14 protein-coding genes are annotated in these 12,720 nt (G+C 71.5%); all 14 read right to left on the minus strand.

Annotated elements, in window-relative coordinates; all coding sequences use genetic code 11:
- Positions 1 to 46: 46 nt before the first annotated feature.
- The 14 genes from AB0M29_RS16830 to pgsA all read right to left on the minus strand — a co-directional run bounded on the left by AB0M29_RS16830 (position 47) and on the right by pgsA (position 12,657).
- Positions 47 to 607: an adenine phosphoribosyltransferase gene (locus tag AB0M29_RS16830; protein WP_365383178.1), complete on the minus strand. Its 561-nt coding sequence runs from the start codon at positions 605 to 607 to the stop codon at positions 47 to 49.
- A gap of 158 nt (positions 608 to 765) precedes the next feature.
- Positions 766 to 1,938 (minus strand): protein translocase subunit SecF, encoded by a 1,173-nt coding sequence (secF, locus tag AB0M29_RS16835; protein ID WP_365383180.1) that lies wholly within the window; start codon positions 1,936 to 1,938, stop codon positions 766 to 768.
- Positions 1,938 to 3,698: a protein translocase subunit SecD gene (gene secD, locus AB0M29_RS16840; protein ID WP_365383182.1), complete on the minus strand. Its 1,761-nt coding sequence runs from the start codon at positions 3,696 to 3,698 to the stop codon at positions 1,938 to 1,940. Before secD ends, secF begins: the two co-directional genes overlap by 1 nt.
- Before the next feature lie 87 nt (positions 3,699 to 3,785).
- Positions 3,786 to 4,271, minus strand: a complete 486-nt coding sequence (gene yajC, locus AB0M29_RS16845) for a preprotein translocase subunit YajC (RefSeq protein WP_365383184.1) — start codon at positions 4,269 to 4,271, stop codon at positions 3,786 to 3,788.
- Between the two features lie 168 nt (positions 4,272 to 4,439).
- The gene (gene ruvB, locus AB0M29_RS16850; RefSeq protein WP_365383186.1) at positions 4,440 to 5,504 is read right to left on the minus strand and encodes a Holliday junction branch migration DNA helicase RuvB; all 1,065 of its coding nucleotides are present in this window, start codon (positions 5,502 to 5,504) and stop codon (positions 4,440 to 4,442) included.
- 15 nt (positions 5,505 to 5,519) lie between these two features.
- Positions 5,520 to 6,131: a Holliday junction branch migration protein RuvA gene (ruvA, locus tag AB0M29_RS16855; RefSeq protein WP_365383188.1), complete on the minus strand. Its 612-nt coding sequence runs from the start codon at positions 6,129 to 6,131 to the stop codon at positions 5,520 to 5,522.
- Positions 6,128 to 6,667, minus strand: coding sequence for a crossover junction endodeoxyribonuclease RuvC (ruvC, locus tag AB0M29_RS16860; protein ID WP_365383384.1), 540 nt, complete (start codon positions 6,665 to 6,667; stop codon positions 6,128 to 6,130). Before ruvC ends, ruvA begins: the two co-directional genes overlap by 4 nt.
- A gap of 126 nt (positions 6,668 to 6,793) precedes the next feature.
- A complete protein-coding gene (locus tag AB0M29_RS16865) occupies positions 6,794 to 7,546 on the minus strand; it encodes a YebC/PmpR family DNA-binding transcriptional regulator (RefSeq protein WP_328461563.1) in 753 nt (250 codons plus the stop codon).
- A 66-nt stretch (positions 7,547 to 7,612) separates the two neighbouring features.
- A complete protein-coding gene (gene pdxT, locus AB0M29_RS16870) occupies positions 7,613 to 8,203 on the minus strand; it encodes a pyridoxal 5'-phosphate synthase glutaminase subunit PdxT (protein WP_365383191.1) in 591 nt (196 codons plus the stop codon).
- Positions 8,204 to 8,209: 6 nt separating this feature from the next.
- Complete coding sequence (gene pdxS, locus AB0M29_RS16875) at positions 8,210 to 9,118, minus strand: pyridoxal 5'-phosphate synthase lyase subunit PdxS (protein ID WP_365383192.1); 909 nt, start codon at positions 9,116 to 9,118, stop codon at positions 8,210 to 8,212.
- 113 nt (positions 9,119 to 9,231) lie between these two features.
- The gene (locus AB0M29_RS16880) at positions 9,232 to 9,783 is read right to left on the minus strand and encodes a hypothetical protein (RefSeq protein WP_365383194.1); all 552 of its coding nucleotides are present in this window, start codon (positions 9,781 to 9,783) and stop codon (positions 9,232 to 9,234) included.
- Positions 9,784 to 9,827: 44 nt separating this feature from the next.
- A complete protein-coding gene (locus AB0M29_RS16885; protein WP_365383196.1) occupies positions 9,828 to 10,988 on the minus strand; it encodes a glycosyltransferase family 4 protein in 1,161 nt (386 codons plus the stop codon).
- A complete protein-coding gene (locus tag AB0M29_RS16890; RefSeq protein ID WP_365383197.1) occupies positions 10,985 to 11,980 on the minus strand; it encodes a phosphatidylinositol mannoside acyltransferase in 996 nt (331 codons plus the stop codon). The genes AB0M29_RS16885 and AB0M29_RS16890 overlap by 4 nt, the downstream gene beginning before the upstream one ends.
- Positions 11,977 to 12,657 (minus strand): phosphatidylinositol phosphate synthase, encoded by a 681-nt coding sequence (gene pgsA / locus AB0M29_RS16895; RefSeq protein WP_365383199.1) that lies wholly within the window; start codon positions 12,655 to 12,657, stop codon positions 11,977 to 11,979. Before pgsA ends, AB0M29_RS16890 begins: the two co-directional genes overlap by 4 nt.
- Positions 12,658 to 12,720: the final 63 nt, after the last annotated feature.

The raw sequence follows: 12,720 nt of genomic DNA on the forward strand, positions 1-12,720 counted from the left end.
TGCGTGCCAGGCGCCGAAGGGGCCGTTCGTGATCCGCCGACAGGCCCTAGAGCGCGATGAGGGTGTCCAGCGGGGTGTCGCCGAGGGCCGGGGCGAGCCGGGCCCGGCCGCCGAGGAAGCCGAGCTCCAGGAGGACGGCGAGACCGGCCACCGAGGCGCCGCTGCGGCGGATGAGCTCCAGCGCCGCCTCGGCGGTGCCGCCGGTGGCGAGGACGTCGTCGATGACCAGGACGCGGTCGTCAGCGGTGAAGGCGTCGGTCTGGATCTCGATCTCGGCGGTGCCGTACTCCAGCTCGTACGCCTGCCCGTGGGTCTCCCCCGGCAGCTTCCCGGCCTTGCGGACCGGGACGAAGCCGAGCCCCGCGCGGGCGGCGGCGGGCGCGGCGAGGATGAAGCCGCGGGCCTCCAGGCCGACCACCTTGGTGGCGCCGTGCCGCGCGCACAGCCCGGCCAGGGCGTCGATGAGGGCGTTGAAGGCGACCGGGTCGGCCAGCAGCGGGGTGATGTCCTTGAAGACCACACCGGGCTTCGGGTAGTCCGGCACATCGCGGATCCGGGCGAGCAGCAGGTCCCGCAGTTCGGCGGAGGAGGATTCCGTCGGGGTCATCGCGCTGGTTTTCCCTTGGGTCGGTGGGGTGCGTGCAGGCGTTCCGGGCCGGACTCGGGCCGGGCCGGGTGCCGTCCCCCATCATCCCGCCAGGGACCGGCCGGGAACGGCAAATCGCCGCCGCCCGGTCACGAGGACCGGGCGGCGGCGATCAGTGGTCAGCGCCGCTTGCCCGAGGGGCGGTTGCGGCCGCGGCTGCCACGGCTGCCGGACTGCGGGCGGGCGCCGGTGGTCCTGGCGCCCTGGCCGCGCGGGCCGACGACGGCGGCGGCCGCCTCGGCGTCCTCGGGCTCGGCGGAGTCGTCGTCCGCCTCGTCCTCGGGGCTCTCGCCGCGCGCTTCGGCCTCCGCGGCCCGCTTGGCGTCGGCGGCGCGCTTGGCCAGCACCCGCCTGCGCAGGGCCTTCATCTGCGGCTCGCGCTCCTTGAGGTCCGCCACGATCGGGGTGGCGATGAAGATCGAGGAGTACGCGCCGGCGGTGAGGCCGACGAACAGCGCGAGCGCGATGTCGTTGAGCATGCCCGCGCCGAGGATGCCGCCACCGATGAAGAGCAGGGCGCCGACCGGCAGCAGTGCCACGACCGTGGTGTTGATGGACCGCACCAGGGTGGCGTTGAGGCTGCGGTTGGCGACCTCGCTGTAGGTGAACCTGTTCTTCTTGGTGATGTCCTTGCTGGCTTCCTTGAGACCGTCGAAGACCACGACGGTGTCGTAGAGCGAGTAACCGAGGATCGTCAGCAGACCGATGACCGTACCCGGAGTGACCTCGAAGCCGACGATGGCGTAGACGCCGGTGGTGATCGTGAGGTCGTGCAGCAGGGCGACCAGCGCGGCCACGGCCATGCGCCACTCGAAGGCGATGGCCAGGTAGGCGACCACCAGCACCAGGAAGATGATCAGACCTTCCAGGGCCTTCTGGGAGATCTCCTTGCCCCAGCTCGGGCCGACGATCTCGGCGTCGATCTTCGTGGAGGCGATCCCCAGGTCCTTGCCGATGTTCTTCTGGACCTGCTTGGAGACATCGGTGGAGATGTCGCTGACCTGGATGCGCAGGCTGCCGTTGCCCAGCTTCTGGATCGTCGCGTCATGGCCCGCGGTGTCGCCGGCGATCTTGTCGTGCGCGGCCGAGACCGAGATCGACGTCTTGGGCGTGGTGAAGACCGCGCCGCCGGAGAACTCGATGCCGAGCTTGAGGCCGTTGACCGCCAGGCCCACGATCGCGGCGACCGTGATCAGGAGCGAGACGCCGTACCAGAGCTTGCGCTTGCCGACGAAGTCGTACGCGATCTCACCGCGGTGCAGCCGGTGCCCGAGATTGCTGAACTTGGACATCAGGCCTCCTTCGTCTCGGTGCTGGACGTACGGCGGACGCGGCGCAGCGGCGATTTCACTCCGAGTGCCTTCGGGTCGAGGCCGGACCACTTGTGGCCCTGCGCGAAGAAGGGCCTGCGGGCCAGGATCGTCATGAGCGGCTTGGTGAACAGGAAGACCACCACCACGTCGAGCACGGTGGTCAGACCGAGGGTGAACGCGAAGCCCTGGACCTTGCCGACGGTCACCACGAACAGCACCGCGGCGGCCAGGAAGGACACGAAGTCGGACACCATGATGGTGCGCCGGGCGCGGGGCCAGCCACGGGCCACGGCCGGCTGAAGGGACCGGCCTTCCCGTAGCTCGTCCCTGATGCGTTCGAAGAACACGATGAACGAGTCGGCGGTGATACCGATGGCCACGATGGCACCGCAGACCGCCGGCAGGTTCAGCGCGAAGCCGATGGCCTCACCGAGCAGGCACATGATCGTGTAGGTCAGCGCCGCCGACACCAGGAGGCTGAGGATCGCCACCGCGGCCAGGCCGCGGTAGTAGGCGACCAGGTAGAGCACGACCAGCGCCAGGCCGACGGCGCCGGCGATCAGACCGCCGCGCAGCTGCTCGCCGCCGAGGGCGGCCGAGACGGTGGTCTTGTCGGAGATGGTGAAGGCCAGCGGCAGCGAGCCGTACTTCAGGACGTTCGCCAGGTCGTCGGCGGACTGCTGGGTGAAGCTGCCGGAGATCTGGGCGCTGCCGCCGGTGAGGGCGTAGGACACCGACGGGGCGGACACCACGTTGCCGTCGAGGTCGATCGCGAACTGGTTGTTCGGGTTCTGCTGGCTCGCCAGGTTGCTGGTGACCGAGGTGAAGGCCTTGGCGCCCGAGGAGTTGAAGTTCAGGTCGACGACCCAGCCGTTGCCCTGCTGGGAGTCGAACCGGGAGCTGGCGCCGGAGACCTTCTTGCCGTCGATCAGCGTCGGGCCGAGCGCGTACTTGAGCCACTGCCCGCCCTGCTGTCCGCAGGCCACGACCTTGTCGGTGGGCAGGGCGTGCTCGCTGGCCCTGGCGCGCTGGACCGGGTCGGTGCAGTCCAGGGCGGCGAGCTTGGCCTGCAGGTCGGCCGGGACGGACACGTCACCGGTGCTGCCCGACGGCGTGGAGCCGGTGGCGGGCGCGCTCGGGGTGGCGGTGGGGACCGGGGTGGGCGCCTTGTTCACACCCGAGGTCAGCGCGGAGCTGACCGCGCGGCCCTTCGGGGTGGACGAGGGGGTCCCGGTGGACTTCGAGGTGGACTTCGGCGAGGCGCTGCCGGACGGCTTCGGCGTCGCGGTACCCGAAGGAGTCGCCGACGGGCTGGCCGTGGGCTTGGCGGGCTCACCGCTCGTCACCAAGAGCACCTGGCGGAAGGCGAGCTGCGCGGTCGTACCGACCTGCCGCTCCGCCTGGTCCGCGTTGGTGCCCTTGGGGATGTTGACGATGATGTTCTTCGAGCCCTGGGTCTGCACCTCGGCCTCGGAGACACCGAGGCCGTTGACGCGCCGGTTGATGATGTCCTTGGCGGTGTTCATGTTCGCCTTGGTGACCGGGTGCCCCTTGTCGGGATTGGCGGTCAAGGTGATGCTGACACCGCCGGCGAGGTCGATGCCCAACCGGGGAGTCTTGTGGCCGGAGAGGAAGATCCCTCCGGTCAGCGCCACCAGGGCGATGAGGATCACGGCCAGTGCGCGCCCGGGGTAACCCTGACTCCCCGAGGACCTGCGGCCCTTCTTGGGTGCTGCCACCTTCTTGTTTCTCCCTGTCCTACCGCGCCCCCCGGATCAACTCGGTCCTGGGGTGGCCACGAAGTGGTGTGTGAGCCGGACCCGGTGCTACTTGGAGCTGGAGCTGTCAGGCCCCGGAGCGTCCTCGGTGCTGTCCTTCGCCGCGTCGGCGGTCGCGGCGTCGCCGGACCCGTCCGCGTCGTCGTCCTTGCTGAGGTCGATACGGCCCGCGGCCGCCTCCTCGGAGTGCTCCGCCGCCACGGCGTCCCCGGTAGCCGCGTCGTCGGAGTCCTCGGCGATCTCCTCCGGCTCGATCCCGTGCACGATCCGGTTGAACTCCTCTTCGGCCAGGACCGCGCCGATGGCGTTCTTGGCGAAGTGGGCGTGCACACCGTCCGTGAGTTCCAGGAGGACCGTCTCCTCATTCACTTCCTTCACCACGGCGTACATGCCGCCGATGGTGCGGACGCCGGAGCCGGGCTCCATCTGATTGCGCATCTCCGATGCCTGGCGCTGCTTGTTCTTCGCCGAGCGCGTCATCATGAACATGACGCCGACAATCAGGATGAGGGGGAGAATAGTGACGATACTCACGGTCTGGACGTTCCTTCGCACGGCCTTCCCGTGGGGGGTTGGCCTGGGTTTCGGGATATGTGTGCCGCTCCGGAGGAAGGGCGTCGGCGGAGTCTAAGCGCTGGCTCGCCGCTGGAACAACGCCAAGCATGGCACTGAGGTTCCTGAAAAGGCGATTCCCCTGTGACGTCAGGGGCCGAACAGACCGGTCTGTCCCGGTCCCGGTGAGTTCTGCGGTGGTACGAGTCCCAGGTGCACCCAGGCCGCCGGGGTGGCCACCCGTCCCCGCGGGGTACGGGCCAGCAGTCCCTCGCGGACCAGGAAGGGTTCGGCCACCTCCTCGACGGTCTCCCGCTCCTCGCCGACGGCCACCGCGAGCGTCGACAGCCCGACCGGGCCACCGCCGAAGAGCTTCAGCAGTGCCTGCAGCACCGCGCGGTCGAGCCGGTCGAGACCGCGGGCGTCGACCTCGTAGACCTCCAGCGCCCGCGCGGCGGTCTCCTGGGTGACCACGCCGTCCGCCCTGACCTGGGCGTAGTCGCGGACCCTGCGCAGCAGCCGGTTGGCGATACGGGGCGTGCCGCGGGAGCGCCCGGCGATCTCGGCGGCCCCCGCCGGGTCGACCTGGACGTCCAGCAGTCCGGCCGAGCGGCGGATCACCCGCTCCAGCTCGGCGGGGGCGTAGAACTCCATGTGCCCGGTGAAGCCGAAGCGGTCGCGCAGCGGCGGCGGCAGCAGTCCGGCCCTGGTGGTGGCGCCGACCAGGGTGAAGGGCGGCAGTTCCAGCGGGATGGCGGTGGCGCCGGGGCCCTTGCCGACGATCACGTCGACCCGGTAGTCCTCCATCGCCATGTAGAGCATCTCCTCGGCGGGCCGCGACATCCGGTGGATCTCGTCGAGGAAGAGCACCTCGCCCTCCTGGAGCGAGGAGAGGATCGCGGCCAGGTCGCCGGCGTGCTGGATGGCGGGGCCCGAGGTGATCCGGATCGGGACTCCCATCTCGGCGGCGATGATCATCGAAAGAGTGGTCTTGCCGAGGCCCGGGGCACCCGAGAGCAGTACATGGTCGGCGGTCCCGCCGCGCTGCCTGGCGGCCTGCAGGACCAGGCCGAGCTGCTCGCGCACCCGCTCCTGCCCGACGAACTCGCCGAGGTCCTTGGGCCGGAGCGCGGCCTCGATCGCCTGCTCCTCGCTGTCGGCGGCGGAGCCGACCAGCCGCTCGGGTGCCTGCGAGGTGGCGTCGTCCCAGTTCATGAAAGGTCTTCCCGGTCAGCGGGTGCGGTTGAGGGTCTGCAGGGCCGCGCGCAGCAGCACGCCCACGTTCGGCTCGGCGGCGGCCTCCGCCTGCGGGGTGACGGCGGCGACCGCCTCGTCGGCCTCGCGGGTGGCGTAGCCGAGGCCGAGCAGCGCGGCGTGCAGCTGGGCGTTCCAGGAATTGCCGACCGGGCTGCCGATCCCCTGGCCCGCGCCGGGTCCCAGCGGTTCGCCGAGCCGGTCCTTGAGTTCGAGCAGCAGCCGCTGCGCGCCCTTCTTCCCGATCCCGGGCACCGCGGTCAGCGCCTTCTCGTCGCCCGAGGCCACCGCGAGCCGCAGCGCGTCGGGGGTGTGGACGGCGAGCATCGTCTGGGCGAGCCGGGGGCCGACGCCGCTGACGGTCTGGAGCAGTTCGAAGACCTGCCGCTCGTCGTCGTCGCAGAAGCCGTAGAGGGTCAGCGAGTCCTCGCGGACCACCAGGGAGGTGGCGAGCTTGGCGGGCTGGCCGATCCGCAGCGTGGCAAGGGTGTTGGGCGCGCAGCTCACGGCCATGCCCACGCCGCCGACCTCGATGACCGCGGTGTCCGGGGCGAGGGCGGCGACCGGGCCGCTGACGAAGGCGATCACGTGGCGGACTCCTGTGCTCGGGACGGTCGGTGGGCGGCGATGGCCTGCTGGAGCCGGTTGGTGGCGGCGCCGCGCCAGATGTGACAGATGGCCAGCGCCAGAGCGTCGGCGGCGTCGGCCGGTTTCGGGGGTGCGTCGAGCCGCAGCAGCCGGGTGACCATCGCGCCGACCTGGGCCTTGTCGGCCCGGCCGCTGCCGGTGACCGCGGCCTTGACCTCGCTCGGGGTGTGCAGATGGACCGGCAGCCCGCGCCGGGAGGCGCACAGGATCGCCACCGCGCTGGCCTGGGCGGTGCCCATGACCGTGCGGACGTTGTGCTGGCTGAAGACCCGCTCCACGGCGACGGCTTCGGGGCGGTGCGCGTCCAGCCACTCCTCGATGCCGCGCTCGATCAGCACCAGCCGGGCGCCGATCTCCGCGTCGGCCGGGGTGCGGACGACACCGACGCCGACCATCGTCAGGGGGCGGCCGGGGACGCCGTCCACCACGCCGATGCCGCACCGGGTCAGTCCCGGGTCCACGCCCAGCACTCGCACCATGCCCCCCCCTTCCGCCGGATCCGCGCCGTCGTCCGGCACGTTCCCGCAGGCTATCGGTTCGCACTGACAAACGACGGAGGGGCCGACGGGGTGTGTCCCCGCCGGCCCCTCCGTGACGAGCCGTCAGGCGTCGACCTTCTCCATGACCTCGTCCGAGACGTCGAAGTTGGCGAAGACGTTCTGGACGTCGTCGCTGTCCTCCAGCGCGTCGATCAGCTTGAAGATCCGGCGGGCGCCGTCCTCGTCCAGTTCGACCTGCATGGTCGGCAGGAAGTTGGCGTCGGCCGAGTCGTAGTCGATGCCCGCCTCCTGGAGCGCCTTGCGGACCGGCACCAGGTCGGTGGCCTCGCTGATCACCTCGTAGGACTCACCGAGGTCGTTGACCTCCTCGGCGCCCGCGTCCAGGACCGCGCCCAGGACGTCGTCCTCGCCCAGCTCGCCCTTGGGGACGATCACCACGCCCTTGCGGTTGAACAGGTACGACACCGAGCCCGGGTCGGCCATCGAGCCGCCGTTGCGGGTCATGGCGACCCGGACGTCGGAGGCGGCGCGGTTGCGGTTGTCGGTGAGGCACTCGATGAGCACCGCGACGCCGTTCGGGCCGTAGCCCTCGTACATGATCGTCTGGTAGTCGGCACCGCCGGCCTCGAGGCCGGCGCCGCGCTTCACCGCGCTGTCGATGTTCTTGTTCGGCACCGAGCTCTTCTTGGCCTTCTGGATGGCGTCGAAGAGGGTGGGGTTGCCGTCCGGGTCAGCGCCGCCGGTGCGCGCCGCGACCTCGATGTTCTTGATCAGCTTCGCGAAGAGCTTGCCGCGCTTGGCATCGATCACGGCCTTCTTGTGCTTGGTCGTAGCCCATTTAGAGTGGCCGGACATCCGACTGTCTCCTTCGCGTCACCAAATGCTGTCTTTCGTCGCGCAGCCGATCCTACCGGGATCCGTTCAGGTCGCGGAGCGCACGGCGGCCACGAAGAGTTCATGCACCCGGTGGTCGCCGGTCAACTCGGGATGGAACGACGTCGCCAGCACGTTTGCCTGCCGCACCGCGACGATATGGCCGCCGTGCTCGGCCAGCACCTCGACCTCGGCGCCGACCGACTCCACCCACGGGGCGCGGATGAAGACGCCCTCGACCGGGCCGCCCTCGACGCCGCTGACCTCGACGGCCGCCTCGAAGGACTCGTTCTGCCGCCCGAAGGCGTTACGGCGGACGATCATGTCGATGCCGCCGAAGGTCTCCTGCCCCGAGCGGGGGTCGAGGATCTTGTCGGCGACCATGATCAGCCCGGCGCAGGTGCCGTAGACCGGCAGGCCGCCGCCGATCGCCTCGCGCAGCGGCTCCATCAGGCCGAAGAGCACCGCCAGCTTGGAGATGGTGGTGGACTCGCCGCCGGGTATGACCAGGCCGTCGATCTCGGCCAGTTCCTCGGGGCGCCGGACGGGCCTGGCCGCGGCGCCCGCCGCGGCCAGTGCCGTCAGGTGCTCCCGGACGTCGCCCTGGAGTGCCAGGACGCCGATGGTGGGAGTGGTCATGGGTGACTACCAGCCACGGTTCGCGTAGCGCTCGGACTCCGGCAGCGTGTCGCAGTTGATGCCGACCATCGCCTCGCCCAGGTTGCGGGAGGCGTCCGCGATGACCTTCGGGTCGTCGAAGAAGGTGGTGGCGCGGACGATGGCCGCGGCGCGCTTGGCCGGGTCGCCGGACTTGAAGATGCCGGAGCCGACGAAGACGCCCTCGGCCCCGAGCTGGCGCATCAGCGCGGCGTCGGCGGGGGTGGCGACACCACCGGCGGAGAACAGCACGACGGGCAGCTTGCCCAGCTCGGCGACCTCCTTGACCAGCTCGTACGGGGCGCGCAGCTCCTTGGCGGCGGCGTACAGCTCGTTGTTGTCCAGCGAGCGCAGCCGGCCGATCTCGCCCTTGATCTGGCGCAGGTGGCGGACCGCCTCGACGACGTTGCCGGTGCCGGCCTCGCCCTTGGAGCGGATCATGGCCGCGCCCTCGGCGATCCGGCGCAGGGCCTCGCCGAGGTTGGTGGCGCCGCAGACGAAGGGGGTGGTGAAGGCCCACTTGTCGGAGTGGTTGGCCTCGTCGGCCGGGGTGAGGACCTCGGACTCGTCGATGTAGTCGACGCCGAGCGCCTGCAGGACCTGGGCCTCGACGAAGTGGCCGATCCGGGACTTGGCCATGACCGGGATGGAGACCGCGCTGATGATGCCGTCGATCATGTCCGGGTCGGACATGCGGGCCACGCCGCCGTCCTTGCGGATGTCGGCGGGGACCCGCTCCAGGGCCATGACGGCCACGGCGCCCGCGTCCTCGGCGATCTTCGCCTGCTCCGGGGTGACGACATCCATGATCACGCCGCCCTTGAGCTGCTCGGCCATACCGCGCTTGACGCGCGCGGTGCCGGTCTCGGGGGTTGCGGCGGAGGTGGTGGTGGACACGGTGAGACCTCACTCCAGACGGATGACGGAAAGGTGGCTTTCTGCCATGATCCGGCCGGGTACGGCGGCCCGGAAAGGGCCAATTCCGCGTCGGTGGCTCCCCGCGTCCCGCGTCAGTGGCCGCCCGCGCCGTCGGCGGTCAGCGGCGCCGGGGGCTCGTCGTCCATCTCGAAGGCGAGCGGGAACGGCGCGTGTCCCGCGAGCCGGAACCAGCGCACCACCCGGTGGGTGCGCACCGCCCGCGCGGCGCGCACCGCGTCGTTGTGGAAGCGCCTGGCCATCGGCACCCGGCGCACCCCCTGGGTCAGCTCCCTGATCGCCTCTTCGCCGCCGGGCGCTTCCTTGACCTCGGCGACGGCGCCGGGCTCGGAGAACACCACCCGCAGCGCCTGGCTCAGCTCGCTCTCGGCGACCTCCCGCTGGTCGGGCTCGGCCTGCCGGGCCGCGTGCGCCGACTCGTAGAGCACGATGGAGGCGGCCGGGTCGAGTACTCCGGCGGTCGCCAACTCCTGCGCCACGGAGGCACGTCGCAGCAACTGCGCGTCAAGTGCCGCCCGCGCCGCGTCGATCCGCGCGTGCAGCCGGTCGAGACGCCCGGCGGTCCAGCTCAGGTAGAGCCCGATGGCGACGACAGCCACCGCGACCCAGATGAAGGTGGTGGTCACGGTCGGCAAGGCTACCCGCGCCCGGAGGGGCCGCCCGCCAGGTGCTACTCCCTGGCGAGGCCGAAGCGGGCGCGCAGGCCGGTGCGTTCGTCGGTCGCCACGTGCGCGGCGCCGTCGGCGACCGTCTCGTAGACGGACAGGATGTCGGCGCCGACCGCCGACCAGTCGAAGCGGCGGACATGGGCGCTGCCGCGCGCGCGCAGCTCGGCGCGGCGCTCCGGGTCGCCGAGCAGCCGCAGCGCCGCGTCGGCGAGCGCGTCGGCGTCCTCGTTGGCGAAGATCTCGCCCGCGGCGCCCTGGTCGAGGACCTGCACGAAGGCGTCGAGGTCGCTGGCGAGCACCGCCGCGCCCGCCGACATCGCCTCGACCAGGATGATCCCGAAGGACTCGCCGCCGGTGTTGGGCGCCACGTACACGTCGACGCTGCGCAGCAGCCGCGCCTTGTCCTCGTCGGTGACCATGCCGAGGAACTCCACCCGCTCGCGCATCGCGGCGGGCAGCGAGGCGACCGCCTCCTCCTCGTCGCCGCGGCCCGCGACCAGCAGCCGGGTGTCGGGCCGCTGCTCGAGGATCCTCGGCAGCGCCCGCATCAGCACCGGAAGTCCCTTGCGGGGCTCGTCGATCCGCCCGATGAAGCCGAGCGTGCCGCCCTGCCACTCCTTCTTCGGCTCGGCGCGCGCGAAGAAGTCGACGTCGACGCCGTTGGGGATGACGACCGCGTCCCCGCCGAGGTGCTCGACGAGGGTGCGGCGGGCGTACTCGCTGACCGCGATCCGGGCGCGGATCTTCTCCAGCGCGGGCTGCAGGATCGGGTACGCGGCGATCATCGCCCGCGACCGGGGGTTGGAGGTGTGGAAGGTGGCCACGATCGGCCCCTGCGCCGCCCAGCAGGCGAGCAGGCCGAGCGACGGCGAGGCGGGCTCGTGGATGTGGATGACGTCGAAGTTGCCGTCGTGCAGCCAGCGGCGGACCCGGGCGGCGGACAGGAAGCCGAAGTTGAGCCGGGCCACCGAGCCGTTGTACGGCACGGGCACGGCGCGGCCCGCGGAGACCACGTACGCCGGCAGCGGGGTCTCGTCGTCGGCGGGGGCGAGCACGGAGACCTCGTGGCCGAGCGCGATCAGATGCTCGGCGAGGTCGCGGATGTGGAACTGGACGCCGCCGGGGACGTCCCAGGAGTACGGGCAGACGATCCCGATCCTCACGTGTTCTCCGTTCCGGAGCTGTCCGGTCGATCGGGTGGTACGGGGTCGGCCGCGGCCGGTGTGGAGGAGTCCGGTGTGGAGGGGTCCGGCGCGGCGGTGTTCGGGCGCGGTTCCAGGTCGGCCAGCCACAGCCGCTGGAGCATGTGCCAGTCCTCGGGGTGCTCGGCGATGCCCGAGGCGTACGCGTCGGCGAGTTCCTGGATCATGGTCGCGGTCTTCGACGCGCGGTCGCCGGTCGCGGGGACCTCGACGGGCGGGTGCACCCGGCCGCGCATCACGGGTGAGTCGTCGTACCAGAGGGTGACCGGCAGCAGCAGGGCGCCGGTCTGCTGGGCGAGTATCGCCGGGCCCGCGGGCATCCGGGTGCGCTCGCCGAAGAAGGTGACCTCGACGCCGGAGGCGGACAGGTCGCGGTCGGCGACCAGGCAGACCAGGCCGCCGGCGCGCAGCCGCCGGGCGAGGGTGCCGAAGGCGGAGCCGCCGGTGTGCGGCAGCACCTCCATGCCCAGGCCCTCGCGGTAGGCGACGAAGCGGTCGTAGAGGGTCTCCGGCTTGAGCCGCTCGGCGACCGTGGTGAACGGCGTCTCCAGCTTGGTGGTGACCCAGGCGCCCGCCAGGTCGTAGTTGCCCATGTGCGGCAGGGCCAGGATCACCCCGCGCCCGGCGGCCAGCCCGTCGACCAGGTAGTGCACGTCCTTGGGGTCGAAGCCGCCGCGGACCCGGTCCCTGCTCCAGGCGGGCAGCCGGAAGGACTCCATCCAGTAGCGCAGGTAGGAGCGCATCCCGGCCCGGGAGAGCTCGCGCAGCCGGGCCTCGTCCGCGTCCGGCACCACCCGTGCGAGGTTCGCCTCCAGGCGGCGTACGCCCTTGCCGCGCTGCCGCCACACCACGTCCGCGAGGGTGCGGCCCAGGCCCCGGGCGGCCGGTTCCGGGAGCCGCTTGACCGCGCTCCAGGCGAGCCCGTACAGGCCGTCGGTGAGGCGTTCCTTCACGCGCCGCTCCCGTGGCCGGCCGTGGCGGGCGGGGTGGCGGCCGCCGCGGCGTCGGCCTCGGCGGACTCGCGGCGCACCGTGACCACCCGCTGCACCAGCGTCACCAGGCTGCCCGCGGCGACCACCCACAGGGCGATCGGCAGCAGGTACTGGATGCCGGGCACGCCGAACTTGTGGAGTCCGGAGAAGCCGCACAGCGTCAGGGTGATCACCAGCCGCTCGGCCCGCTCGACCAGGCCGTTGACGTTGACCGGCAGGCCGATCGCCTCGCCGCGCGCCTTGGTGTAGGACACCACCTGGCCGCTGGCCAGGCAGAAGATCGTCACCGCGCAGAGCACCAGGTCGTCGCCCTTGCCCGCGTACCACATGGCGAGGCCGCCGAAGATCCCCGCGTCCGCCACCCGGTCGAGGGTGGAGTCGAGGAAGGCGCCCCAGCGGCTGGAGACCCCGGCCTGGCGGGCCATGTTGCCGTCCACCAGGTCCGAGAAGACGAACAGGGTGATGACGACGGTGCCCCAGAAGAACTCGCCCCTGGGGTAGAACACCAGCGCGCCCGCCATGACACCCGCGGTTCCGAGCAGCGTCACCGCGTCCGGGCTGACCCCTCTGCGCAGGAGGAACGAGGCGAACGGCGTGAGAACACGCGTGAAGAACGCACGCGCGTACTTGTTCAGCATGGCCTTCCCGACAGGTCGGAGGATGGAGGTACGGCGGCCGGTACGGCAGCCGGATGGCCCATC

The organism is Streptomyces sp. NPDC051976 (genome assembly GCF_040680795.1).
GTDB lineage: Bacteria > Actinomycetota > Actinomycetes > Streptomycetales > Streptomycetaceae > Actinacidiphila.